The following is a 24,112-nucleotide window of genomic DNA, read 5'->3' on the forward strand; positions in this document are numbered from 1 at the left end:
CCTTTTGGCGCCGCATCCCATATTCATGGGATAAATCCTTCCCCGCCGTGGAGCCGCAAGCCCCCTTAGCCAGCAGCGGCAAGCCACCTTGGGGATTCAAAGAGCCAACGTCACGGCATCTCTCACCCGTTCGGAGGTGGGCACCTTATTTCCCGGTCGATACAATCGCCATCACGGGAAAAGCTAACGTGTGATGCGTCGGTAGTCAATCAAGAATGCACAAGTTATTTCGCACCGCCATCGGCGTGAGCGCGTTGGCACTGGTCCTGCCGGCGCACGCCGTCGTCACCAGCTATCGCATCTCCGGCGATCGCTACATCCTGCGCGTGCTCGCCCAGACCAACGATCCGGTCGACTGCCAGCTCGACTGGCAGGTCCGCACCACGGCAGGCTTTACGCGCCAGGGCTCCGTCTTCATCAACAACGTCCCTGGCAATAGCTGGAACGAGGCACTTGGCCCGTTGGTGCAGGACGCGGACCCGCCGGCTATCGGCGCCCGTTGCCAGCTGTCCGACATCGAGCGAACGCGGCGCGCGCAGGAGCAGGCGCAAGAGCAGGAACGCCAGGCGCGGGCACGCCGGCTCGAAGAGGAACGCCGCCTGGCGGCGCAACGGCAAGCCGAGCTGCGGCAGCAGGCAGCGTTGCAGCAACAGTTGCAACAGCAGCAGGCGCAACAAGCCCGCGAGCGGGAGGCAGAGCGCAAGGCCGAAGCGGCATCGCAGGTCCTGAGCCGGGGCAATGCGCAGCAGGCGGCCCGCGAGCGCGAGCAACAGGAGCGCGTCGCCGCGCAGCAGCGCCAAGCGATGCTGGAGGAACAGCGCCGGGTCGAGCTGCAGCGCCGCACCGAACAGCAGCGCCGGGCGGAACAGGAGGCCCAGGAGCGCGAACGCCTCGCCCGCCAGAAGGCGGCGGAGCTGCAGCAGCGCCGCGCCGCGCTAGGGCAATCCGCCATGGCGATGAGCGGGTCCATGAGCCAGCAGGCCGCGACGATGGGCGCGGACATCGCGCAGATCGCCGGGGCAGGGCAGGGGCGCGTTGCCGAGATGGCGCGGGAGGCCCCCCAGGGCGATGCGCTCGCGCCGGTGTCCGGCGAGGCGATGCGCAGCTTCTTGCTGGGCCAGGTCGACCTGCCCGCCGGCGTGCGTGCCGAAGCGGCCGGCGCCGGCATCCCGGGTTGCCGGGCGCGCGCCGCGCAAGCCGCCAGCGCGGCACAGGCGTCTTGCCCACCCATCACCAAATTGCCCGCCACAGAGGCGAACCCAGCCACGACGAGGAAACTGCCTTGAGCCAAACCAACCGAACCCTGCTGCGCGGCGTCGCCGTCGCAGCCGCCGCGCTTTGCCTGGGCGCTTGCAGCACGACAAACTTCTCCAGCATGGATGCCGCGTACAAGCAGCAAGGCACCGTAGCCGCCGTGCAGCCGCTGACGGGCAGCGCGCTAGTGGTCGTGCGCTGGCCGCAGGCCGTCACGGAGTCCGCGCAGGCGCTCCTCAAGCCGAACTGGGTCAGCCGCTATAACGATCTCGTGTGGAACAACCCGGTGTCCATCATGGGCTTCGACGGCATCCACGACGCCTACCGGGGCATCCCCGCCGGCTCGATCTACTACGCGGCGGAGTTCACCCGCCTGCTTGGCCGCTACATCCCGTCCGCCGACATCGCACTGGAGCCGCTGATACTCGATGCCGAGAACGGCAAGCTGGTCTATCGTCCGCTGGTGCGCAATCGCTTCCCGGCGCGCATGGTCGTGGACCTGTGGGATGTCCCGCTGACCCACAAGGGCAGCACGCATGGCTCGGCCCAGGTCATCGCCAGCGTGTCCACGGCCGGGCTAGCGTCGGCCAAGACCTGCGGGGTACTGGCCTACAAGCCGGCGCTGAACATCATGCCGGCCTTCGATGCCGCAGCATGCCCCGCGCTGGAGGCCCGCGACGTGCCCCATCCAGATGTGATCTACGGCTTTGCGGGCGACTCCTGGGACTACAGTACCCCCATCCCGACCAAGGCGGGCGTGCCACTCGCGCCGGATGCAGCCGTGGCGTTCCCGCAGACCTATGAGCCGTTCAGCAAGGCGTACTACGAAGCCTCCGCGGCACCGGATTTCGATGCCGACGGCAAGCTGCGCAACGAAACGCTGGACAACCTGGCGCGCGTGGTGGCCGACGGACTCACGCGGATCGATGCAGCGCAGGCAACCCGCGTGGCATTCGACGCCTATGTCGCGCGCTACGACAAGCCGCTGGCCGAGCGCCTGGCGGCACGCACACCGGCCCCCGGCGATGAGGCCAAGCTGAAGCTGATCTCGCAGCTTGCCGATGCCGAACGCAAATGGGTCGCCGCGCAGGACCGCGCCCTGGTGGCCAAGCTGCTCGACGGCGCCTATGGCAAGAGCTTTCGCGCGATGCGGCTAGCCAAGGAAAAGCAGGGGGCACGCCAACAGATGATGTCCATGGCCGGCGCCTTCGCCATGGCCGGGGCGGGCATGGCCAGCGGCGCGTTCTCGGGCGCGGGCGCGTTCAATGCCCAGATGGGCAACACCATGGCGCTGCAGGCCGCCATGCAGTACTACAGCGTATCGGGCCAGGCCACCACGGCGTTCTACGAGCAGTTCGGCGCGGAGATGGCCGCGCAGGACAGGCTGGTCCAGATCGAGATCGGCGGCAAGCAGATCGGGCTGCAGGCGGACAATCGCGCGCGCTTGTATGAGGAGGCTGGCAAGATCTATCAAACGGCTTTTGGCGGCGCCACCGAGGCGCCAAAGCCCAAGCCGGCCATGGCGCGGCGCGCGGGGGGCGCGGCGAAGTAAGGCGGCGAAGTGAGGCGGCGAAGCAAGGCGGCGAAGCAAAGGGGCGCCGGGGTAGAGCACTTCAGGGATTTGGATGGGCTTGCTGCCCGCCGTCAACGATCGACGATCGTGCCCAGGTTTTGCCGCACGCGCTGGAGCAGGCCGATCAGTTGCTCGCGCTCCGGCTCGCTGAGGCCGGCCAGCGCCTCCGCCGCAACCTCGTCGCCGACCCGCCGGGCCTTGTCCAGTGCGCTTTCCGCCTTGGGCGTCATGCGCACCACGCGCTCGCGGCGGTCTTCCGGGTTGGGCACGCGCTCGATCCAGCCGCCCTCTTCCATCCGGTCAAGCAGGCGTCCCGCCGAAATCGGCGCGACTTCCAGCAGCTCGGCGAGCCGCACCTGGTTGACTTCACCATAGTGCGACAGGTAGGCGAGTGCGCGGCATTGCGCCCGGGTGAGATCGAGGGACGACTTGGCCAGCTCATCGAACCGCTTGCCGTTGAGGCGGCCAACGTCCGAGACCAGGAAGCCAAAGCGCTTTTCCAGTTTCGTTTCCATGGCGCGATTGTACAAAGATCTCCCTCAGGCACGCCGCCACGCCAGCAAGAAGCGGCTTGCCATGCTTTGGCGCGACCGTATAATAAGCATGCTTATTATTCAACCCCACCCCTCCAGGTTGTTCAAACCATGTCCTCCGATGCGGTAGCCGGGCGCGTAGAAATGCCGCTCAACCGGCCCATGATCACCATCGCGATCATGGCCGCGACCTTGATCCAGACACTCGACAGCACCATCGCCAACGTGGCGCTGCCCCACATGCAAGGCAGCCTGTCGGCATCGCAGGACGAGATCACCTGGGTGCTGACCTCGTACATCGTCGCTGCCGCGATCGCCACGCCGCTCACCGGCTGGCTGTCCGACCGGCTCAGCGTCAAGCGTCTGCTGGCCATCTCGATCACCGGCTTCACCATTGCCTCGGCGTTCTGCGGGATGTCCGACACGCTGGCGCAGATCGTGGCGTCGCGGCTGCTGCAGGGCATATTCGGGGCGTCGCTGGTGCCGCTGTCGCAATCCATCCTGCTGGATATCAACCCCCGCGAGAAGCAGGGACAGGCGATGGCGGTGTGGGGCATGGGCGTGATGGTGGGGCCCATCCTGGGCCCGACGCTGGGCGGCTGGCTGACCGATAGCTACAACTGGCGATGGGTGTTTTTCATCAATGTGCCGATTGGCGCATTCGCGTTGTTCGGCGTGCTGTCCTTCCTGCCCAACCGGGCGCCGGCACGGGCCTTGAAGTTCGATGCGTTCGGCTTCATCACGCTTGGCCTGGCCATCGGCGCGCTCCAGGCCATGCTCGACCGCGGCGAACAGCTCGACTGGTTCGGCTCGCTGGAGATCCGCATCGAGGCCATCCTGGCGGGGGTCAGCTTTCTGTATTTCCTGGCGCACACCGCCACGGCCGGGCCCAGGTCATTCTTCCGGTACCAGTTGCTCAAGGACCGCAACTTTGCCACCGGTGCCTGCTTCATCTTCGTGATCGGCGCGGTCATGTACGCCACCCGCGCCTTACTGCCGCCGATGCTGCAAAACCTGATGGGCTATCCGGTGGCCACCACCGGGCTGGTCACCGCGCCAAGCGGCGCCGGCACCATGCTCTCCATGCTGCTGGCCGGGCGCCTGCTCAAGCGCATCGACGCGCGGGTGCTGCTGTTTGCGGGCTTCCTGATTTCCGCTTTCGCGCTGTGGCAGATGATGCAGTACACCGTGGTGCTGTCGGTATCCGATATCGTGTGGCCCGGCATCGTCCAGGGCTTTGGCCTGGGACTGGTGTTCGTGCCGCTGAGCGCGCTGACGTTCTCCACGCTCGCGCCGGAACTGCGCGCGGACGGCACGGCCACCTACAGCCTGATGCGCAATATCGGCAGCAGCATCGGCATCTCCGTGATCCAGACCTTGATGACGCGCAACACGCAGGTGGCCCACGCCGACCTGGCGGCCAATGTGAGCGTGTACAACCCGGCCCTGCAATCCTTGCTGGCAAGCGGCTCGCGCTATGACCTGGCCATGCTCAACCAGTCGATCAACCAGCAGGCCGCGATGATCGCCTACCTCAACGATTTCAAGGTCATGTTCCTTGCGACGCTGCTGGTGGTGCCGCTCATCCTGCTGATCAAGCCCACGCGCCACGTCGAGGACGATGCCGTGGCGCATGCGGCCATGGATTGACGCGCTTTTAGCCGAGATTGTTCATTAGCGATGTGCCTGCGAGAGGTCGACTGGCTCACCCGCATTGCCCCACAAGCCCTCAAACCACGGTCTTCGTTTTCGCGCCACGGCCAGGCGCAAGACTGGCTTGACATTTCCTGCATCGTCATCCCACAGGGCGCCCACGGCCAGTACCCGATGGTGAAGCGTGCAGAGGGTGTGATGCACCTTCTGACGCATCACTGCATGGCAAAACACGCTCATCAGGTTGTAAGCGAGCATCGCCACGCCCAGCGCTGCCTCCGTGGCCCAAAAGTCGCGTAACACAAAGCGACTCAAACCAAAGTCGGCCTTGAGCTCCTCGATGCGGTTCTCGCAATCGGCCCTGCCCCGGTACAGGCGCCAGACTTCCAGCGCGGGAAGTTGCAGATCGGTGAGCATGGCCTTCTAGCGCCAGCCCTGCAAATCGGCGTCATCGGCAAACAGCGGCAGCGTCTTGCCCCCAACGGTGGCGTTCTCGGCGCCGTCCTTGCGGCCGATGTGCTGGCGAATTTGTTTGTAACCAACCCTGAAATGGCTCTTATATTTCTGTGCCCACCTCTCATCGCAAAATCATCGATTTTTTGAAATCACACCACTCATGTATTGATTTAAATCGCGCAGATCCTTAATCCTCCAAGGGTACGGCGATAGCTTTACACCATTCTCTTGCAAAGTTTTGGGAATCAAGTCTCCGTTTGGACGAAGTATTATCGAGGATACAATAACACCAGGATAATCATTTAGTCGTTTTTTGAAAGCGGATGTTGTAAGATCAGGTGTAGGAGGATTGCTTTTATTAGCCAATGGCCCCGTTCCTTTGATATCCATTCCGTGGCACATGGCACATCTCTGTAAATAGAGATTTTTCCCATTGAAATTATCCGCGAAGGATAGTGATGTTTGAACTAGCGACAAAATTCCTAGCGAAACGATGAATAATATTTTCATTTTCATTCAGCCTTTTTATATAAATCAGATCTGAATCGAGAGCAAACCCCGGAGGCGCCACTGCAACACTCAACGCTCTCGATAACATTTGAACCGTGATTGTTCATTAGCAATGTGCTCGCGCCCGCGAGAGATCGACTGGCTCACCGGCATTGCCCCACTAGCCCTCAAACCACGGTCTTCGTTCTCGCGCCACGGCCAGGCGCAAGACTAGCTTGACGTTTCTTGCATCGTCATCCCACAGGGCGCCCACGCGCCAGTACCTGATGGTGAGGCGTGGAGAGGGTGTGATGCACCTTCTGACGAATCACTGCATGGCGAAACGTTGATCTCACTGAACAAATCCTAATGACGGCCATTAGAAATCCGCCATCCTAATTCGGGACGCCCTTGCTTTCAAGGATCGCCCTGAGGGGCTAATGAACAATCTCGGTTTAAAGAACCTTTAGAGATGTGGAGGCCATTTCCAAAAGATGCTGGCGTCGTTGCGCAGCCTTGGCCGATCCACTTGTACTGTCTGCGGCCGCGCGCCTAGCCAGAACCGCTTCGCTTCATTTTGAAACAACCTCTTAGCTAATCTTTAGCTGGCGGCCCCGGCGATTCGCTGCCGGACATCAAGGTACTCCGCCACGGCGCGCTGGAACACCGGCAACTTGCCGGTGAAAAAATGGTTAGCGCCGGGCACCACCACGACCGGCAGCTCCTGCGGGCGCGCCCAGTCGAACACCGCTTGCAGCGGCACATTGGCGTCGTTCTCGCCATGGATGACAAAAGCTTCGGCCGGCACCGTGGGCGTGTCGTAGGTGCGCCCGCCGGCCGCTGGCCCGGCCGGCATGCCGGCCAGGATCAGGTACGCGACGGGCTCGCCGCTCTGCAGCAAGCGCTGCGCCACGCGCGTCTGCACATAGGCGCCGAACGAGAATCCCGCCAGCGCCAGCGGCAGGCCCGGGTGCGCTGCCTGGATCTGCCGGACCACGGCAAGCACATCGTCCGTCTCGCCCGCCCCCGCATCGTGGCCGCCTTGCGTGCCGCCCACGCCCCGGAAATTCGGCCGCACGGCAAGGAAGCCTCGCGCCTGGAAGATCCTGGCCAGCGCCACCGGGATCTTGTGTTCCGCGCTGCCGCCCAGCAGCGGATGCGGGTGCGCCACGACAGCGATCGCGCGGATCGGGCCTTGCGGCGCATCCGCCAGGGCTTCGATGCTACCGGCAGCGCCATCGAACCAGATGCGATTGCCTGAGGGGGGAAGCGAGGACATAAGGAGGTAGGGGATTAGGCGTAGGAAAAAACAGACCGGCCAGCCTTGCGGGCAACGCGGCGGCTTTGCAGCCGCATTGTAATGCCCGCAAGGGTGGATGACAGCCACGGATGGTCGGATACAGAGGTCAGGCGGGAGCGTTCGCGCCGCGACCCGCGCCCGGCCGGTGCCTATACTCGTTGCATCACTTCCATGGCCTTGCGGCACCAATCAGGAGGACAGCCCATGACCGCCTCGCAAGCCGATCCCGATCCTGGCCCCGCGGCCCCGCCGCCGCCCGTCCCCAAGGCGGCAGGCGCACCGCCGCAGGTCGTGCCGGCCGGCTACCGGCAAGGCATCATCACCGCTATCACGGTCCTGCTGGGCTTCTCGCTGGCGTTCTGGCGCTTCTGGGGCTTCGAGAGTCCCGGCCACTGGAGTGTCCAGGCGCTGTTCGCCGCCACCTCCCTGGTGGCGGCGGTGTGCCTGCAGATCATCGCCCTGTTCCGCTCGCTGCGGGTGGAGGACGACCAGGTGCCCGAGTACCGCAAGACGGTGCGCTGGTTCATCGCCTCGGCCATCGCGCTGCTGATCGGGTTGTTCGGCGCCATGCTGGATGCGGCCGTGGCGGGATAGGCGCCCGGAGGGCACGCCCTGCAGCCTGCATCGCGGCCAAGTAGAATGCACCCCGCCATTCAGGAAACACAAACAACAGGAGATAACGCCTATGCAGATTCCCGCTACGTTGGAGTGCCTTTGCGGCCAGGTGCAGCTGCGCATTGCCGGAGAACCGGTGGCGAGAGCCAATTGCCATTGCCAGGCCTGCCGGGATTTCTATGCCACGCCGGTGTTCGCCGCCACGGCCTGGGAGCCGGCCAACGTGGTGGTGGCGCGCGGCGCGCAGCACCTGGCCACCTATCATCATGCGACCCGGCAGCTCCAGCGCCAGTTTTGTCCACAGTGCGGCGAAACGCTCTTTGGCATCAACCGGCTGGGCATGTCGGTGATCCCGAACACCCTTTTCGCGCGGGCCTGCGGCGGTGCGCTGCCGGATGCGCTGCAGCCAGCCATGCACTTGTTCTATCGCCATCGCGTGCTGGAAGTCGACGACGCCCTGCCCAAGTACCTCGACGGCTGGGATGGCCCGGTGCACAAGGCCGGGTTCTGAGCCAAGGGCCGCGGCCCGGATGCCATTGGCAGCGCCAGGCGCCCTAAGCGGGTTCAAGCATGCGGGTGCGGGTGCGAATGCCGGTGCGTGTGGCCGGCGTCAGCCTCGACCATCATGAAATGGTGAAGCGTTCCATGGTGTGGGCAAGAGTGCCGGGCGGAGTGCCTGGCTGGCGCGAACCACAATATACCTTGGCCGCGGCTTATTCCCGTTGCGCGACTGGCCGGTGCCGCGCAGGCATTGTCATGGCGGCTACGCCCGCGACGACACACGCCAGGCCGGCCCAAGCCCCCGCGGCCAGCGATTCCCCAAGAAACACGATGCCAATGGCCACGCCGATCGGCACGCGCAGATAGGCTTGCGCCGTGGTGCCCACCGGCCCCAGCGTACGTACCAGGCGAAAGTAGATGACAAAGGCCAGCGCGGTCGAGAACACGGATAACGCCAGCAGCGCCGCAAGCGATGACAGCGACGGATGTAGCGTCCAGGGCCGGTCGATGGCCAAGCTTGCCGGCACCAGCACCGCCGCCCCGACGATCATCGAGCCCGCGGCGGGCGCGGCGGCGGGCAGGTCCTTGAACGAGCGCCCGTAGATAGCCGCGCCGGCGTAGCAGACGGTCGCGGCAACGATGGCCAGTTGCGCAAGCAGTTGCTGCCCAAGCCCGCCCAGCACGCTGGTGCCGACGATCAGGCAGATGCCCGCAAGCCCCGCCACCACGCCGAACAGCTTGCGCGCCGTGATGCGCTCATGGCGCGTGACCAGCCACGTGCCCAGTACGGCGATCACCGGCGACGCGGAGTTCAGGATCGTCGCCAGCCCCGCCGGGACCGATTGCTCGGCCCACGCAATGAGCGTGAACGGCACTACGCTGTTGAGCATGGCCTGCACCGCAAAGCGGCGCCAGACTGCCGCACCGCGCGGGATCTGCATGCCTCTTGCCGCCATCCACGCCACCAGCAGCGCACCGGCGATCGACGTCCTGGCCGCAATCAGCGTGACGGGGGGAATCGTGGCCACCCCAAGCCGGATGAATGTGTAAGACGCGCCCCAGAGCGTGGACAAAGCCAGCAGCAGGACCATGTCCAGCGCGCGGCCGCTGGCGCCTTGGGCGTGGTTGGCGCGTGCATCCGCGCTGGGCAGGGCTGGCATGGCGTTCTCTCTGAAAGGGCTCATCGCCATTGTGGGCGCGTGCCGCGGGAGAACGTTTCAGCTTGTGGCGAAGCATGGATTGCAGGCCAAGCCAGCCCACATCAGGGCATCAGGGCGCCCTGCTGGAATCCCCACCCAGCGGATCCAGGGTGATCTGCACCTGCCTCAGGATGCCCTGCTTGTCGAAGTAGCAATTGAACAGCGAGGATAGGTTGCCGTCCTGGCGGAAGCGATAGGACCAGACGTCGCGCTGCATCAGCGGGTAGTACTGCACCGGCTCGAGCGGCTTGCCGAAATGCTCTTCCACGTCGCGCTTGGTCCAGCTATCGACCTTGGCCTGGTAGATCTCGGAAGTGACCAGCATCTGCCGGAAGTTCGTGAGTTTTCCGCTGGCATCGAAATCGGCCGCGTAGGCCTCATAGCCCAGCGGTTGCTTGGAGTAGATCCAGCGCACGGAACCGTCGGCCAGCCGGTAGATATTGGTGGGCTCACCGAAGGTCGCGCGCACCGCGCTTTCCGGCGAGCCGATCAGTTTCTGGCCTTCCTGCACCGGTTGCAGGACGGCGCAGGCTGGCAGCATCAGCAGCGCAGCCGCGCAGATCAGCCAGCCGCCCACGTATTGCGAGGGGGTTTTCATAGCATTCCAGAGGGGAAACCGCCATGCCCGGCATGGCGTCCAAGGCTGAAATATATAGCATCCCCCGCCACCACGCCGTGGCGCGACAATACGGCATTGCCACGCCTTGCTGCCTTGCCCATGACCATCCGAACCGCCGCCCCCGCCCTGGCCGCCGCCCTGCTGTTTGGGGCAAGTACGCCACTTGCAAAGGCCCTGGCCGGGTCGATCCCGCCGTTGCTGCTGGCCGGCCTGCTTTACCTGGGCAGCGGGCTGGGGCTTGGCATCCTGCTGGCGCTGCGGCGCAGCATGAGCGGCGCCGCAGCAAGCCCGCTCAGCGTGCCGCGCCAGGAGGCGCCATGGCTGCTGGGTGCCATCCTGGCCGGCGGCGTGGCGGGGCCGGCCCTGCTGATGACCGGCCTGGCCAGCACCAGCGCGGCATCGGCCTGCCTGCTGCTGAACGTGGAAGGGGTATTCACCGCGCTGATCGCCTGGGTGGTCTTCAGGGAAAACGCCAGCCGCCACATCGTCCTTGGCATGCTTGCCATCGTGGCGGGCGGCTTGCTGTTGTCCTGGCAGCCGGGCAGCCTGCGGTTGTCCGCTGGTGCCTTGCTGATCGTCGGCGCGTGCCTGTGCTGGGCCATCGACAACAACCTGACGCGCAAGGTGTCAAGCAACGACGCCATGTTGATCGCCTGTATCAAGGGGCTGGTTGCCGGCGTGTGCAACACCGGGCTGGCACTGGCCGGCGGTAACCACCTGCCGGCGCTGCCCGCGCTGGGCGCGGCCATGATCATCGGGTTCCTCGGCTACGGCGTGAGCCTGGCTCTGTTCGTCATCGCGCTGCGGCTGCTGGGGACCGCCCGCACCGGCGCGTATTTCTCCGTGGCGCCGCTGTTCGGCGTGGCGATCGCGTTCGGCATGTGGCCGCAGGCTCCGCAGCCGGTGTTCTACGTGGCGGCGCTGCTGATGGCGCTGGGCGTGTGGTTGCACCTGCGCGAGCATCATGAGCACGAGCACAGCCACGAGGCGACCGAGCACAGCCACGCGCATCGCCACGATGCGCACCACCAGCACGAGCACGCCTTCGACTGGGACGGGCAGGAGCCGCACCGGCACCTGCATCGGCACGAGCCGCTGGTGCACAAGCACCCGCACTATCCGGATACGCATCACCGGCACTCGCACTGAGGCATTGAGGCAAGGGCTCGGTATCCACACGGTTTTCTTGAAGCCGTGCACGTAGTTGCGTTTTTTTCCAACACTGCCCTGAGCGAGGTTGCCGTTGTTGAAATCGGTGATCGGCGGCTGTCGTGTCTTTCCATTTCGCCTGAATTCGATGCCAAGAAACGGAGTTCTTGCGCCTCGACAGGCGAGCAGACTGACGGCTGATCAATTTGAACATCGGAAAGAAGAATGAACACGCTTGCAAACAAAGTCGCCATCGTCACCGGCGCTAGTTCCGGGATTGGACGCGCGACCGCGCTACTTTTCGCTCGTGAGGGCGCAGCGGTGATCGTTGCCGCTCGTCGCAAGGCTGAGCTGGAAGACCTTGTGAGGGAAATCACTGAAAATGGCGGAACGGCTACATATGTCGCAGGCGACGTCAGGGAGGAGGCATATGCTCGGACTCTCGTTCAGACGGCTGTTGAGCGTTTCGGTGGATTGGACATCGCGTTCAACAACGCGGGGACACTCGGCGAAATGGGGCCTACACCGGGCGTCTCGGCGACGGGTTGGAGCGAGACCATTGACACCAACCTCACCAGCGCGTTCTTTGGCGCGAAGTATCAGATCCCCGCGATGGTGCTTCGTGGCGCCGGAAGCCTCATCTTCACTTCGACGTTTGTTGGGTACACCGTCGGCTTCCCCGGCGTCGCAGCCTACGCCGCCAGCAAGGCAGGATTGATCGGGTTGACACAATCACTCGCCGCAGAGTTTGGGCCGAAGGCCATTCGCGTCAATGCAATCCTTCCTGGCGGAGTAGACACGCCCATGGGGCGCACAATGAGTGCGTCGCCCGAAGCCATGGCTCATGTAGCAGGACTACACGCTCTCAAACGCATCGCGACACCGGAGGAACTTGCGCAGTCGGTCCTCTACATGGCATCCGGCGCCTCGTCATTCATGACCGGCGCAGCGCTGCTGGTTGACGGAGGCGTGTCGATCAATCGCACCTGATGTTGTTGGGACTTGGGCTGGGGCTGGGGCTGGGGCTGGGGCTGGGGCTGGGGCTGCTAGAGGAAATGCTGGCCTGACGCGATCTACCGCCTGTTCAGTCGTTTCGACCTTCAATGCCTGCCGAACCGCCGGACGTTCTCCTATCGCCTTCGAATCGGGAGCGATGGATGGCGGTATAGTACGGCCGGACGCTGACGGCTGCGATCAGGCCAAGTGCGGACATTCAACCTATCAACGAACGTCGTAACCACGCCTGGTTCTTCGGCATCAACCCATGAAGTTCAGACACCTATTGCTCGCTATCACCCTGACGTGCGTTGCGCTGCCGGCAACCACGCTTGCCGTCATCAAGCCATTGCGAGTGGTCGCCCCCACGCTGATGCCCGATGTCGCCTGCCCGCTCCCAGGCATCTGCATCGACGACCTGGCCAGACTCGCCGACGCGCAGGCGCTGTATCGGGAGGGGTATGCGAAGGCGGCCAGCGCAGTTGGCCCGTTCCGGCAATCGCCGCGTGTGGTGTTTTGCTCGACGCAGGCATGCACCGATACCTTCGGGCTGGGGCGGCGTGCAGCGGTGGCGATCGGGAACTTCGGCACAGTGGTAGCCCCGCGGGGGTGGCAGGCGTTCTATGTCGCGCACGAGCTGATTCACCATCGGCAGGCAGAGATGCTGGGCAATATCGCCGTGGCGTCGCAACCCGGGTGGCTGATCGAAGGCATGGCGTACGCGTTGAGCGGCGACCCAAGGCATCCGCTGGGCGAGCCGTTCGAACAGTGGCGATCGCAGTTTGAGGCTTGGTATGCCGGCGTGGGTGCGAGCGACCTATGGGCGTCGGCGCGCGAGGTCCGCTGAGGTCTTTACGTCTCCCTACGTCTTCTTACGTCGTCAGACACGGAGCCTCGTTGTTCGCAGTCCGTCAATCGTGATGCTGACGCCAGCAAACGCTGGCATATCCCTCTTGGTCGCGTTCGGCGCTCAAGCGTGGCCAATCCAAGCCGGCTATCGCTTTCGCGTTCGTGGTTCGGCTTTGGCGTTGCGGGACTATGCCTCGCGCTTCAGCAATTCCCGCTTACGCTCAACGCCCCATCGATATCCAGAGATGTCGCCATCTCGCCGGATAACGCGATGGCAAGGAATGGCCACCGCGATATGATTTGCGCCGCAAGCCTGGGCAACTGCCCGCACGGCCTTCGGTGAACCTATACGCGCTGCGATCTCGGCGTAGCTGGCCGTTGCACCTGGCGGAATCTCGCGAAGCGCTTGCCAGACCCTCTCCTGGAACGCGGTACCTCGGACGTCGAGCGGAAGATTCAACCCGATTGCCGGTGCCTCGATGAAGCCGACAACGTTCGCGACCAGTCGCTCGAAATCCGCGTCCCCGCCGACGAGACTTGCTTTGCGGAACAGATCCTGCAGATCACGCACGAGAAGGTCGGGGTCATCTCCCAACAAGATCGCGCAGATGCCCCGTTGGCTTTGCGCCACCAGGATGGCACCCAGTGAGCACTGGCCGACAGCAAAGCGGATTACCGCGTTTTTGCCGCCACCCCGATAGTCACGTGCGCACATGCCGAGCATGCCGGCGGATGCCTCGTAGAAGCGACTGTTCGAATTGAACCCGGCCTCGTAGATCGCATTCGTAATGGTCTCGGCACCGGCGAGTTCCTCGCGCAGCCGCCGAGCACGGGACGCGCTCGCGTACGCTTTCGGAGTCAAACCAGTCTCGGCTTTGAATATCCGGTGGAAGTGAAACATGCTCATGCCAGCTTGCAGAGCTAGCGCTTCGAGATTGGGTTGGACCTCCGAGACGTCGATAAGCCGGCAAGCTTCGGCGACCAGGGCGGCACGCTGGGCAGCCGCAGCACTTCGGTCCGAAGAGACACGTCGACTGGATCGATAACCGGCGGCTTCCGCGGCTTCGGCGGAATCGAAGAACTCGACGTTCTCCCGTTTCGGGAGACGGGCCGAGGAACTCGGGCGACAATAAATCCCCGTCGTCCTGACTCCGTAGACAAATTTTTCGTCTGCCGAAGGATCTCGCGCTTCCACGGCCGCCCATCGCTCGTCATCAAGCGAAGGAGCCCCTGGCATATTGGCATCTATATTCATGATCGCGTCCAAGAACGGCTTGGTGTGAGGACACTATAATCCTCGATTCGATCGCAAGAACTCCGTTTCTTGCGATCGAAACGCCTCACGGCGTACACCGCCACAAGTACCCGAAGCGATTCCCGCTATCCGGGGATGCCGAGGCCGCCCCTAGGGCGCGACGCCGCCATCCAGCGTGGCCAGCGCCGCCAGGTAGTCGTAGCGCTCGACTTGCGCGTGCAGGCGCTGGCAGCCATCGGCGGACAGCAGGCGGGTAAAGACGTCTCGGTAGCGGGCGAAGGTGTGATTGGCCGCGCTGTCGCCCTCTTCCAGCTGTTCGCGCAGGAGCTTGAGCACAGCCTCCTGCGTGACATCGGGATCCGCAAGGGGGCCGGACGTATCCGGCGCGCCGCCATCCAACGCTGCGGGCCCGGTTGGCAGGTGCGTGCGCAAGGTCGCCAGCAATGGCGGGAAGGTGGTGCGCAAGGCCGCCAGCAGCGTGACGGGGTCGGGGCGCCCGGGCGCATGAGGAAGTTGCAGGCTCGCCTCCAGCGTAGCCGCCGCGCACGAGATCGACATGGCACCGAGATTGGCGGCCAAGCCCTTGAGCGAGTGCGCGAGCGACAACGCGCCGTCGCGGTCGCCGCGGGACAGCCGCTCGCCGATCCGGTCCGGCATGTCTGCGTAACCGCTGGCAAAGCGCTCAAGCAGCTGCCGGTAGACTTCCGCGCGGCCGCTGACGCGGCCCAGGCCGCCGCCGACGTCAAGATACGCAGAGGTTGCCAGCGCGTCCACCCAGGCCGGCCGGGACCCGGCTGACGGGGCCGCGTCGTCGCCGCCCGGGACCGCCAGCCACTGGCGCAGCATGGCATAGAAGGCCGGCGGGCTGATCGGCTTGGCGATATGGTCGTTCATGCCGGCTGCCAGGCAGCGCGCCCGGTCTTCCGGCAACGCGTTGGCCGTCATCGCCACCACCGGCAGGCTTGCGAACTTCTCTTGCTCGCGGATGTGCCGGGTGGCTTCAAACCCGTCCATCACGGGCATCTGCACGTCCATCAGGACCAGGTCGTAAGCGCCGGCCTGGAGCAGGTGCAGCGCCACGGCGCCGTTCTCGGCCGTATCGGGGTAGATGCCCGCGGCCTGCAGCAAGTGGACCGCGACCTCGCGGTTGATGTCGTTGTCTTCTACCAGCAGCACGCGCGCGCTCGGCAACTCCGGCATGGCATCGAGCGCCGCCGAATGCGGCTCCGCCGCCTCCGGTGGCGCGTCATTGTCCGGGGACAGCGTGCGCACCGTCGCCTCCAGCAGCAGCGATGCGCTCACCGGCTTGATCAACGTCGCGTCAAAGCCCGATCGCTCGCCCTCGCGCAAGACTTCCTCGCGGCCATGGGCGGTAATCATGACGCGGCGCGGGCGCGGGTGGCACAGGCGCATGGCGTCGATGTGGCGAGCGGTCTCGATGCCGTCAAGACCAGGCATCTTCCAGTCGATGAACACGGCCTGGTAGGGATCGGCGGCTTCGTCGGCCTGGGCAATCCTTGCCAGAGCGGCACGGCCTGAGGCGGCCTCGTCCACGCGGAAGCCAAAGTTGCGCAGCATGGCAATGATGACCTGGCGGGCGTAGTCGTGATCGTCCGCCACCAGCAGGCGGCAGCCCGCCAGCTGTGGCGCGACCAAGGCGCTGGCAGGCCGCTTCTTGCCCGCCAGCAGGTCCAGCTCGAACCAGAAGTTGCTGCCCTTGCCCGGCGTGCTTTCGACCCCGAGGGTGCCGCCCATCAACTCCACCAAACGGCGGCAGATGGCCAGGCCCAGGCCGCTGCCGCCGTAGCGCCGGGTAGTCGAGGCGTCGGCCTGCTCGAAACTCTGGAACAGGCGCGAGCAGGTAGCCGCGTCAATGCCGATGCCGGTGTCGCGCACCTCGAAGCGCAAGCGGATGCGGGGCTGGCATTGCCCGTCGCCGTGGTGCTCGACGCGTATGACGATTTCACCCTGGTGCGTGAACTTCACCGCGTTGTTGGCGAAGTTGATCAGGATCTGGCGCAGGCGCAGCGGATCGCCGCGCAGCGAGTCCGGCACGTCCGGGGCGACTTCGACGATCAGCTCGAGGTGCTTGGCATCGGCCCGCTCGGCCACCAGGTCGCACACCGTGCGCAGCATCCGCTCCAGCGAAAAATCGACCCGCTCGATCTCCAGCTTGCCGGCCTCGATCTTCGACAGGTCGAGGATGTCATCGATGATCTCGAGCAGATGCTGGCCGGAATGCTGGATCTTTTCCAGGTAGCCGCGCTGCTTGTCGTCGAGCCGCGTGCGCAGCGCCAGATGTGCCATGCCGATCACCGCATTCATCGGGGTACGGATCTCATGGCTCATGTTGGCCAGGAAGCTGGCCTTGGCATGCGCCGCGCTCTCCGCGGCCTGCTTGGCCACGACCAGTTCGGCATTGGTCTCGGCAAGCTCGCGCGTACGTACCTCGACGCGGCGCTCCAGCGTCTGGGACAGCGAGGTCAGCCGGTGGTTGGCCTCGACCTGCTCCGTGATATCGATGCCCACCGCGCCGACCCCCACCACCTCATGGGTAGCCGGGTTGCGCACCGGGAAGCGCGTCACCTGGAGATGGCGCTCGCCATGGGGCGTCTGAAGCGCATAGACATGCTCCTCGGCCTTGCCCGAGGACATCACGCGCGCCTCCATGTCCCGGCGTACCCGCGCGACTTCAGGGTTGGAGCCGGAATCCCAGTCGGACCTGCCCAGGACTTCGCCCTCGCTCGCGCCGAGCAGCGCCTGCATGGCCGGGTTAAGGGCCAGCATGGCGTGATCGCGGTCCTTGAGCGACATGATGGCGGGCGAGTGCTCGAGCATCGCGCGCATCCTTTCCTGGCTCTCCGCCAGGCGCCTGCCGTCCCGCCGCGCGATCCACGTGGCGGTGCCGATCAGCAGCAGGATGATGGCCGTCAGTGCCGCCAGCACGTCGCGGGTAAACAGGTACGGGGCGAACGCTTCGCCCATGTTCTGCTCCACGATCAAGCCCATCTCCAGGCCGGGGACCCAGATCCCTGCGCCCGCGGCCCGCTGGCCACGGTAGTCGGCATAGTCGTAGGCAAGCACAGAGGCATGGTCGCGCAGCAAGCGCTCGGCAACCAGGGTCAGCGGGCCGCCCGGCTGGGCGCTGCCCCCGTCCTTGCCGCTTTGGCCGGGGACCCGGGCCCATACGTTGAGCATGGACGCGGTGCCCGGCGCCAGCCGGCCCTTGGCCTCCAGCTCCGGGCCGAAGCGGCTGGGAGACACCAGCCGGCCCCGGGCGTCGATGGCGTAGAGCTCACCGGTGCGGCCGAACTGGCCGGCCGCGATGATCGGCAGCATCACGGCACCGGGATCCAGCCGCAGGCATAGCACGCCAATGGCGCGTCCCGCGTCCAGCAGCCGGGCGCACACCACCTGGAACGGCAGGTCCACCAGCGTGCCCCATGGGTCCCGGGTTCGCTCCGGGGCAGGATAAGGCGGCGAGGCCGCGCTACCCTCTTCCAGCGCCCGCCGGGCCGTCCGGGCAGGTTCCGGCAAGAGCAGGCGGCCGGTGCGGCCGGGCAGCTCCGACGCCACGATCTTGAGGTCCGGCGTAGCCAGGACATAACCGAGGTAGCCGCTGCTCTGGAAGACCGGGGTCACCCAGCGTTCGAACCTGGCCACCGCCTCGCCATCCGGCAACGGCTGGCCTGGCGCCAAGAGCAGCGGGCGCGCAAGCCTGAGCGCCTCCGGCAGGCGCGCAATCCGCTCGGCGCGCCGCTGTTGCTCGCCACTCCAGAGTCCCAGCAGCCGCGCGTTCGTCGCCAGCATCGACTCCACCCGCGCGCCCAGGTTGGCCCGGTCGTTCTCGTACACCAGCTGGGCGGCGCCGCCGGCCAGCAGGCAGACTGTCACCACCAGCGGCACGGGATAGACGTAGCGCCGCAGACCGGCGCGCGTGGCCACCCGCCTGCGCCAGGCAGCCAGCCATCCAGAGGCGGATGCGCCCATCATGCCTGCGGCGTGGTGACGGGATAGCCGTTGGCGGCCACTAATGCCGCCTCGCGTGCATGGTCCGCGTCGGTGTCCGCGTAGCGTTGCGAAATGGCCAGGAACTCCGGCGCGATGGCCAGGAACGCGTCCACCATGTCCGGATCGAAATGGCTGCCGCGTCCTTCGCTGATCATCCTTACCGCCTGCTCGTGCGGAAATGCGGGCTTGTAGACGCGCCGGCTGATAAGCGCATCGTAGACATCGGCGATCGCCATCAGGCGCGCGGAGACAGGAATCGCATCGCCCGACAACCCGTCGGGGTAGCCGCTGCCGTTCCATTTCTCCTGGTGATAGTGCGCAATCTCGCGGGCGTAGCGCAGGAAGGAGTTAGGGGTGCCGCACTGGGCCTCGGCGTGCGCAATGGCATCACGCCCCAGCGTGGTGTGGGTCTTCATGACCTCGAACTCTTCGGCGGTCAGCTTGCCGGGCTTGAGCAGGATGCGATCGGGGATGCCGACCTTGCCGATGTCGTGCAGCGGGGCCGACTTGAACAGCAGCTCGATGGTCTCGTCGTTGAGCTCGTCGCAAAAGCGCGGATGGTGGCGCAGCGCCTGCGCCAGGCGGCGCACGTAGTGCTGGGTGCGCCGCAGGTGGTTGCCGGTTTCATTGTCGCGCGTCTCCGCCAGGGATGCCATGGCCATGATGGTGACGTCCTGGATCACGGAGATCTCCCGCAGCCGGCGCTGCACCTCCTGCTCCAGGTAGGCCGACTTGTCCCGGAGAAAATCCCTGGCGTTCTTGAGGGTGAGATGGGTGGCGATGCGCGCGTGCATCACCAACGGGCTGAGCGGCTTCATGATGTAGTCCACCGCGCCCACCTGGAACCCGCGCGTCTCGTCGTGCTCGCCGGTACGGGATGTCAGGAAGATCACCGGCACGTCCATGGTGGCCGGGTTCGCCTTGAGCTGGCGGCACGCTTCGTAGCCGTCCATGTCAGGCATCATCACGTCAAGCAAGATCAGGCTTGGCGCCGCCGCCGTGGCGATGCGCACCGCCGCACTGCCCGAGGTCGCCACCTTCACCCGATAGCGATCCTGAAGCAACGCGGCCATCATCGCGATGTTTTCTGGAAGATCATCCACCACAAGAATCGTGGGCAGGGCGTCGGAATTATCAGAGCGCATGGGGAGATTCAGGTCGGGATACTTGCCGGGCAGGCAAGATGACGGCGTTTCCGGCGCGCTTCGAAAGACATACCGTCATATTGCGTTGACATAGCGGATTACTCGCACCGGTTCGCTTTTCGCCCGGGCCAGGCCACAGATTGCACGGGACGCAACAACCCCAGGCGCATCCCGGCCCCTGCCTTGCCATAACGGCCATCTTGCGTCGCAATTCAGCCCCCTCTTGCGGAGGGCATAAAGGTTTGGCATCCGCTGCCGTTAACCCCGCTCCGGGCGGGCATGGCAAAAAAAAAGCCCACCGAAGTGGGCTTTCGCAAGAGCAACGGACATCGGTCACATGGCATTGACACTGACACCCCGCGATCGCTTCAATGCACGCCGACTACGTCAAAAAAAAGACGCGTCCGCATTGCCGGCACCGCCACACACCACGCACCGCACCGGCTGTTGCCCGACCAACAGCGAGTCCATGCAGGCATCAAGGCCCGTCTTTCGCTGAATCGAAGCAACGGCGGCATTGTCATTGGCTCTCGCAAGATCGGAAAGAGTAAGAATACTCTCCCCCTCCCCCAATTTTCCCCTGGCAACGGATGCGGATACGGGGTGTGCAACCTGAGTAATTCCACTCTTTCGCGGCGGCCATCGCCGAGCCATCATGAGGCATGGAATCTCATCAGCAAACGGTTCGCCATACCTTGCGCATCGACCAGTGGATAACGGCGGTGGGCGGCGGGGAAACGTCGCTGGCGTATGACGACTGGTTAAGCCACGTTCTCAATGGCCTGGCGCCCGGACTGAAGGAGCATGCCATATCGATAGCAACCCGGGAAGGCAAGTGCGAGTTCCGGCTCCAGCATCGCGCACGCTATGAAGTCCGGCATCCGAGGATCGGCATCCGGCGCTTCGTGTGCGCCGTCGACAGCGATGCGACATTGATCGCCTTCGAGAATACGATCTCCGGTGTCCGCTACCCATGGGTGACGATCGACGGCGCACTCACCCACGTCGAACTGTTCACACTCAGGTTGCTATCCGCCGGACTCGACCTGTGTGCCGCCCCGGTCGGTGTGGAGAGCCGCTGAAACGTTGATGGGTCCTGGCGACCGACGCGATGGCGCGATGGCCGCCCCCCCCTTTTTTCCGGTCCAGAGCCCGCTTTGCGTGTGAGGATTGCCAGCATGGCCGATTCTGCAGGGAAACAGCACTCCCCTGTGTCCCCCCCTTGCAGATGAAGCGCCAGATTCACGCGCAGGGCTGGCTCTGGACCCTTTTTATACCGCGCCCACGGCGCACGCCGAGCGCATGTTGGCGATCAGCGCCGGGAAGTCCCGGCCCAGCGTGGAGAGCGCCGCGGCATCCGCACGGCCATCCTGCAAGCCGCGCTCCAGCGCCGCGCAGGCCTGCGCGAGCTGCGCCGCCCCAAGCATGCCCAGGATGGCCTTCATGCCATGGGCATGCAGGCCAGCCTGGCGAACATCGCCGGCCCCGATGGCCTCATGGATCCGCGTTGCCATGTCCGCGCGTTCTGCGCATACGCGCCTGGCCAGATTGATGTAAAGATCCTCGCGACCGAACAAGAGCTTGATCCCCGAGGCGGCGTCCAGGCCCGGTATGGCCTTCAGGGCCTGCGTCACCGCTGACGCCGGTGGCGTCGCCTGCGCCGTCACCGCCACCGTAGTCCCTGCGCCTGCCAAGCCACGAGTCGCGCCCCACGGCGCGGCAACGGGCGGCAGCCATGCCGCAATGGTGCGGAACATCGCCTCTGCGTCGATCGGTTTTGAAATATGATCGTTCATCCCGCCCTCGATGCAGCGGATGCGGTCCGCCGACATCGCGTCTGCCGTCAGTGCCAGCACCGGCAGGGCATAAAGGCCCAGGTCGTGGCGAATCGCGCCAGTGGTCTCTATGCCATCCATGCCCGGCATATGGATGTCCATCAGCACGATATCGAATGCGTGTTCCTTGAGCGCCGCCAGCGCCTGCTGACCGTCGCCGGCAACGTGCACGTCCATGCCCACCAGTACGAGAAGATCGTGCGCGACCTCCTGATTGATCGGGTTGTCCTCGACCAGCAAGACCTTGCGCCCGTGCAATGCCTGCCACGCCGGCCCGGCGATCGAGCGGCAATCCGATGGCACCATCGCCGCATGCGAAAGGCCGGAGCCCGGACCGGTCGCCCGGTCTGCCCGCCCAATCTCCAGCGACACCTCGAACGAGAAGATGCTTCCCACACCGGCCTGGCTCCGCGCGAGGACGCGCCCACCCATGAGTTCCGCCAGCTTCTTGCTGATCACAAGCCCTAGGCCCGTGCCTTCAAAGCGGCGGTTCAGCGCGCCGTCCAATTGCTGGAACGGCGTGAAAAGCTCCGGCAACGCTTCCGCAGCAATGCCTACGCCCGTGTCCTCGACCTCGAAGGACAAGCCGATATGGCTGTCGCGCACGAGTGTCTCCCTGACTCGCAGGCAGACCTCGCCACGATCCGTGAACTTCAGCGCATTGCTCAGGAAATTGATCAGGATCTGCCCGACCCGCAGCGGATCGCCGACAAGCCGAGGCGGAATCGCGGGGGACGTGAAAATAGACATCATGATGCCTTTTGCTTCCGCCGTTTCCCAGAACAGGCCAGTGACACGATCCAGCAGTTCAGACAAGTCGAACTCGCGCGCGTCGATGGTGAGTTTGTCCGCCTCGATCTTCGAGAAATCCAGGATATCGTTGACGATCCCCAGCAAGTGCGCCGCGGATGCGCCGATGCGCTCCAGATAGCGGTCCAGCTTGTCCGCGCGCTCGCGCTTGAGCGCCAGATGCGACATGCCGATGATGGCATTCAGCGGCGTCCTGATCTCGTGGCTCATGTTGGCCAGGAACTTCGCCTTGGCGCGCGCTGCCGACTCAGCCGCCTCGCGCGCTGCCGTCAGCTGCAGGGTGCGCTCTTCGACGCGTGCTTCCAGCGTGTTGGTCAGCGCCTCCAGGGCCTGCCGGGTGCGTTCCTGCTCGGTGATATCGGCGACCACCGTACCGACGCCGATGATGCCGGCATCGTCCGGCCCGGGCACCGGGAACTTGACCACGCGGAAAATGCGTTCATAGCCGTAACGAGGACTGATCGCATGCACCTGGCTTTGGGATGTCCCGCTGGCCAGTACCAGCTCGTGCATATCGCGGCTGATCTGGGCGATATGGCGATTCGGGATGATGTCCCAGTCGCAGCATCCCACGGCAGCGCCCTGGGGCACCCCGATGGCTTGCTCGTAGGCGTGATTGGCCATGATGCCCACACCCTTGGGGTTCTTGTAAGCCAGCCCGGTCGGCACGTTCTCGCGGAATGCGCGCATGCGTTCCTCGTTCTCGGACACGCCGCGGCGCGCGCGCCACTGGAACACCGCCAACGCAAGGATCAGCCCGATCGCGATCGCGCTAAGGCTCACGATCGCCGTGCGGACCAGGAAGTACGACTGATAGGCTTCGTCAACGGGTAGCTCGACGACCAGCCCCATGTCCTGGTCACCCAACCATCGGCCAGCCCCGATGACCTTGCGCCCGTCATTGCCGTCATAGCCCTCGGCGGCGACCGCCTCCTCGCCTCTATCCATCAGCAGTTGCAACGCAAGTTCCGTCGGGGCATCGCCAATGCGGCCACGCACCAGCGAATCGGCCGCAAGCCGCTTGCCGGGCACTCTCGCCCACAGCGCCTCGGAAACGTCCCGCCGCGCACGATCTGGCGCCGCATCGCGCTCCGAGGCGCGGGTCGGGGAGAGAATGCGCGCGGAGGAGTCAATCACGTAAGCCTCGCCCGTTTCGCCTATCCGGCCCGCCTTGAGAATCTTGAACAGCTTCACATAGGGATCAATGCGCAGGCACAAGAAGCCCACGATCAATCCATCCGCGTTGATGCGTGCGCACGCCAGCTGATAGAACATCCCGGCCGGCTGCTCAATGCCCTGGACCATGAGCGGCTGCGTCGAGACGGTGGGGCGCGAAATGGCAAATCCGAGCTCCTGCGCCCCCCGCAACGTGCGTAAGGTCGGCTCGGTCAGGTCCGAGGCGTTGACATAGCGCGGGCTGCTCGCCGCGACTATGGTGTGGTCCGGCCGGATCAGGGCATAGCCATCGAAGCCCCGGCTCCTGTAGATCGGCAGGATCCACTGATCGAGTTCAGTCCGCAGATCGGCGCTGCCGGGATCGGCCAGTATACGTTTCGCCAGTTTTATCAGGGCAGGGTTCTCGGCAATGGTCCCGACTCGCCCCGCCGAATCCTCTCCCATCGTCCGGTTCAGGTCCGATATGGCCTGCAGCACGGATTTCAGGCGGCTTTCGGCACTCCGATGAAATTGCTTTTCAAGGCCCCGGAGCACCTCATGGCTCAAGACCAGCAGCAAGGCAACGGCGACCGCCGTCATGATGAAATTCAGGCGGGCTTCTCTACCGGCTGCCCCTCGCAGACTCCTGAAGTAACGCTTGAGCATGATTTCCTGCGACGGTTCTCGGCTTATAAAACGGCGGCGGCATTCCGGA

Annotated in this window: 19 protein-coding genes; 9 read left to right on the forward strand and 10 right to left on the reverse strand. The window is 64.9% G+C overall.

The features are described 5' to 3' along the window. Nucleotides 1-215: 215 nt before the first annotated feature. The gene (locus AC1Q7Q_RS35285) at nucleotides 216-1,286 is read left to right on the forward strand and encodes a hypothetical protein (protein WP_492373408.1); all 1,071 of its coding nucleotides are present in this window, start codon (nucleotides 216-218) and stop codon (nucleotides 1,284-1,286) included. After that, nucleotides 1,283-2,806 (forward strand): hypothetical protein, encoded by a 1,524-nt coding sequence (locus AC1Q7Q_RS35290; RefSeq protein WP_492373409.1) that lies wholly within the window; start codon nucleotides 1,283-1,285, stop codon nucleotides 2,804-2,806. The genes AC1Q7Q_RS35285 and AC1Q7Q_RS35290 overlap by 4 nt, the downstream gene beginning before the upstream one ends. Nucleotides 2,807-2,898: 92 nt before the next feature. On the opposite strand, the gene AC1Q7Q_RS35295 is transcribed toward AC1Q7Q_RS35290, so the two are convergent. Beyond that, nucleotides 2,899-3,342 carry a MarR family winged helix-turn-helix transcriptional regulator gene (locus AC1Q7Q_RS35295; RefSeq protein WP_174425270.1) on the reverse strand — a complete coding sequence of 148 codons (444 nt, stop codon included), beginning with the start codon at nucleotides 3,340-3,342 and terminating at the stop codon, nucleotides 2,899-2,901. Nucleotides 3,343-3,471: 129 nt separating this feature from the next. On the opposite strand from AC1Q7Q_RS35295, the gene AC1Q7Q_RS35300 reads away from it, so the two are divergent. After that, entirely contained in the window at nucleotides 3,472-5,010 is a 1,539-nt protein-coding gene (locus tag AC1Q7Q_RS35300) for a DHA2 family efflux MFS transporter permease subunit (protein ID WP_492373410.1), read from the forward strand. Nucleotides 5,011-5,034: 24 nt separating this feature from the next. Here the strand turns inward: AC1Q7Q_RS35300 and AC1Q7Q_RS35305 are convergent, their stop codons facing one another. From AC1Q7Q_RS35305 to AC1Q7Q_RS35315, 3 genes are all read right to left on the reverse strand, one after another. Further along, complete coding sequence (locus AC1Q7Q_RS35305; protein WP_492373411.1) at nucleotides 5,035-5,430, reverse strand: transposase; 396 nt, start codon at nucleotides 5,428-5,430, stop codon at nucleotides 5,035-5,037. Nucleotides 5,431-5,601: 171 nt separating this feature from the next. Further along, nucleotides 5,602-5,979, reverse strand: a complete 378-nt coding sequence (locus tag AC1Q7Q_RS35310) for a c-type cytochrome (RefSeq protein ID WP_492373439.1) — start codon at nucleotides 5,977-5,979, stop codon at nucleotides 5,602-5,604. Nucleotides 5,980-6,559: 580 nt separating this feature from the next. Then, a complete protein-coding gene (locus AC1Q7Q_RS35315) occupies nucleotides 6,560-7,237 on the reverse strand; it encodes an alpha/beta hydrolase (RefSeq protein ID WP_492373412.1) in 678 nt (225 codons plus the stop codon). A gap of 225 nt (nucleotides 7,238-7,462) precedes the next feature. Between AC1Q7Q_RS35315 and AC1Q7Q_RS35320 the strand changes: the two genes are divergently transcribed. Both AC1Q7Q_RS35320 and AC1Q7Q_RS35325 read left to right on the forward strand, forming a co-directional pair. After that, the gene (locus tag AC1Q7Q_RS35320; RefSeq protein ID WP_492373413.1) at nucleotides 7,463-7,852 is read left to right on the forward strand and encodes a hypothetical protein; all 390 of its coding nucleotides are present in this window, start codon (nucleotides 7,463-7,465) and stop codon (nucleotides 7,850-7,852) included. A 91-nt stretch (nucleotides 7,853-7,943) separates the two neighbouring features. After that, on the forward strand, nucleotides 7,944-8,384 hold the full coding sequence (locus AC1Q7Q_RS35325) for a GFA family protein (RefSeq protein ID WP_492373414.1): 441 nt from the start codon (nucleotides 7,944-7,946) through the stop codon (nucleotides 8,382-8,384). 202 nt (nucleotides 8,385-8,586) lie between these two features. On the opposite strand, the gene AC1Q7Q_RS35330 is transcribed toward AC1Q7Q_RS35325, so the two are convergent. Beyond that, a complete protein-coding gene (locus AC1Q7Q_RS35330) occupies nucleotides 8,587-9,534 on the reverse strand; it encodes a DMT family transporter (protein ID WP_492373415.1) in 948 nt (315 codons plus the stop codon). 109 nt (nucleotides 9,535-9,643) lie between these two features. Beyond that, nucleotides 9,644-10,171, reverse strand: coding sequence for a hypothetical protein (locus AC1Q7Q_RS35335; RefSeq protein ID WP_492373416.1), 528 nt, complete (start codon nucleotides 10,169-10,171; stop codon nucleotides 9,644-9,646). 120 nt (nucleotides 10,172-10,291) lie between these two features. Between AC1Q7Q_RS35335 and AC1Q7Q_RS35340 the strand changes: the two genes are divergently transcribed. The 3 genes from AC1Q7Q_RS35340 to AC1Q7Q_RS35350 all read left to right on the forward strand — a co-directional run bounded on the left by AC1Q7Q_RS35340 (nucleotide 10,292) and on the right by AC1Q7Q_RS35350 (nucleotide 13,184). Then, nucleotides 10,292-11,341 carry a DMT family transporter gene (locus AC1Q7Q_RS35340; protein ID WP_492373417.1) on the forward strand — a complete coding sequence of 350 codons (1,050 nt, stop codon included), beginning with the start codon at nucleotides 10,292-10,294 and terminating at the stop codon, nucleotides 11,339-11,341. Between the two features lie 225 nt (nucleotides 11,342-11,566). Then, a complete protein-coding gene (locus tag AC1Q7Q_RS35345) occupies nucleotides 11,567-12,331 on the forward strand; it encodes an SDR family oxidoreductase (protein ID WP_492373418.1) in 765 nt (254 codons plus the stop codon). A gap of 274 nt (nucleotides 12,332-12,605) precedes the next feature. Continuing rightward, nucleotides 12,606-13,184, forward strand: a complete 579-nt coding sequence (locus tag AC1Q7Q_RS35350; protein ID WP_492373419.1) for a hypothetical protein — start codon at nucleotides 12,606-12,608, stop codon at nucleotides 13,182-13,184. A 189-nt stretch (nucleotides 13,185-13,373) separates the two neighbouring features. Here the strand turns inward: AC1Q7Q_RS35350 and ada are convergent, their stop codons facing one another. From ada to AC1Q7Q_RS35365, 3 genes are all read right to left on the reverse strand, one after another. Then, nucleotides 13,374-14,441 (reverse strand): bifunctional DNA-binding transcriptional regulator/O6-methylguanine-DNA methyltransferase Ada, encoded by a 1,068-nt coding sequence (gene ada, locus AC1Q7Q_RS35355; RefSeq protein ID WP_492373420.1) that lies wholly within the window; start codon nucleotides 14,439-14,441, stop codon nucleotides 13,374-13,376. Between the two features lie 150 nt (nucleotides 14,442-14,591). Next, nucleotides 14,592-18,434 carry a response regulator gene (locus tag AC1Q7Q_RS35360; RefSeq protein ID WP_492373421.1) on the reverse strand — a complete coding sequence of 1,281 codons (3,843 nt, stop codon included), beginning with the start codon at nucleotides 18,432-18,434 and terminating at the stop codon, nucleotides 14,592-14,594. Next, nucleotides 18,431-19,597: an HD domain-containing phosphohydrolase gene (locus AC1Q7Q_RS35365; RefSeq protein ID WP_492373422.1), complete on the reverse strand. Its 1,167-nt coding sequence runs from the start codon at nucleotides 19,595-19,597 to the stop codon at nucleotides 18,431-18,433. The genes AC1Q7Q_RS35360 and AC1Q7Q_RS35365 overlap by 4 nt, the downstream gene beginning before the upstream one ends. Nucleotides 19,598-20,259: 662 nt before the next feature. On the opposite strand from AC1Q7Q_RS35365, the gene AC1Q7Q_RS35370 reads away from it, so the two are divergent. Beyond that, nucleotides 20,260-20,679, forward strand: coding sequence for a hypothetical protein (locus tag AC1Q7Q_RS35370; RefSeq protein ID WP_492373423.1), 420 nt, complete (start codon nucleotides 20,260-20,262; stop codon nucleotides 20,677-20,679). 189 nt (nucleotides 20,680-20,868) lie between these two features. On the opposite strand, the gene AC1Q7Q_RS35375 is transcribed toward AC1Q7Q_RS35370, so the two are convergent. Continuing rightward, nucleotides 20,869-24,063 carry a response regulator gene (locus AC1Q7Q_RS35375; RefSeq protein WP_492373424.1) on the reverse strand — a complete coding sequence of 1,065 codons (3,195 nt, stop codon included), beginning with the start codon at nucleotides 24,061-24,063 and terminating at the stop codon, nucleotides 20,869-20,871. Nucleotides 24,064-24,112: the final 49 nt, after the last annotated feature.

This window comes from Cupriavidus sp. GW823-FHT07A04 (genome assembly GCF_058794615.1).

Bases quoted from the DNA above. Each gene is read 5' to 3' on its own strand.
- AC1Q7Q_RS35285 (WP_492373408.1), top strand. From the start codon at position 216: ATGCACAAGTTATTTCGCACCGCCATCGGCGTGAGCGCGTTGGCACTG.
- AC1Q7Q_RS35295 (WP_174425270.1), bottom strand. From the start codon at position 3,342: ATGGAAACGAAACTGGAAAAGCGCTTTGGCTTCCTGGTCTCGGACGTT.
- AC1Q7Q_RS35300 (WP_492373410.1), top strand. From the start codon at position 3,472: ATGTCCTCCGATGCGGTAGCCGGGCGCGTAGAAATGCCGCTCAACCGG.
- AC1Q7Q_RS35305 (WP_492373411.1), bottom strand. From the start codon at position 5,430: ATGCTCACCGATCTGCAACTTCCCGCGCTGGAAGTCTGGCGCCTGTAC.
- AC1Q7Q_RS35310 (WP_492373439.1), bottom strand. From the start codon at position 5,979: ATGAAAATATTATTCATCGTTTCGCTAGGAATTTTGTCGCTAGTTCAA.
- AC1Q7Q_RS35315 (WP_492373412.1), bottom strand. From the start codon at position 7,237: ATGTCCTCGCTTCCCCCCTCAGGCAATCGCATCTGGTTCGATGGCGCT.
- AC1Q7Q_RS35320 (WP_492373413.1), top strand. From the start codon at position 7,463: ATGACCGCCTCGCAAGCCGATCCCGATCCTGGCCCCGCGGCCCCGCCG.
- AC1Q7Q_RS35325 (WP_492373414.1), top strand. From the start codon at position 7,944: ATGCAGATTCCCGCTACGTTGGAGTGCCTTTGCGGCCAGGTGCAGCTG.
- AC1Q7Q_RS35330 (WP_492373415.1), bottom strand. From the start codon at position 9,534: ATGCCAGCCCTGCCCAGCGCGGATGCACGCGCCAACCACGCCCAAGGC.
- AC1Q7Q_RS35335 (WP_492373416.1), bottom strand. From the start codon at position 10,171: ATGAAAACCCCCTCGCAATACGTGGGCGGCTGGCTGATCTGCGCGGCT.
- AC1Q7Q_RS35340 (WP_492373417.1), top strand. From the start codon at position 10,292: ATGACCATCCGAACCGCCGCCCCCGCCCTGGCCGCCGCCCTGCTGTTT.
- AC1Q7Q_RS35345 (WP_492373418.1), top strand. From the start codon at position 11,567: ATGAACACGCTTGCAAACAAAGTCGCCATCGTCACCGGCGCTAGTTCC.
- AC1Q7Q_RS35350 (WP_492373419.1), top strand. From the start codon at position 12,606: ATGAAGTTCAGACACCTATTGCTCGCTATCACCCTGACGTGCGTTGCG.
- ada (WP_492373420.1), bottom strand. From the start codon at position 14,441: ATGAATATAGATGCCAATATGCCAGGGGCTCCTTCGCTTGATGACGAG.
- AC1Q7Q_RS35360 (WP_492373421.1), bottom strand. From the start codon at position 18,434: ATGATGGGCGCATCCGCCTCTGGATGGCTGGCTGCCTGGCGCAGGCGG.
- AC1Q7Q_RS35365 (WP_492373422.1), bottom strand. From the start codon at position 19,597: ATGCGCTCTGATAATTCCGACGCCCTGCCCACGATTCTTGTGGTGGAT.
- AC1Q7Q_RS35370 (WP_492373423.1), top strand. From the start codon at position 20,260: ATGGAATCTCATCAGCAAACGGTTCGCCATACCTTGCGCATCGACCAG.
- AC1Q7Q_RS35375 (WP_492373424.1), bottom strand. From the start codon at position 24,063: ATGCTCAAGCGTTACTTCAGGAGTCTGCGAGGGGCAGCCGGTAGAGAA.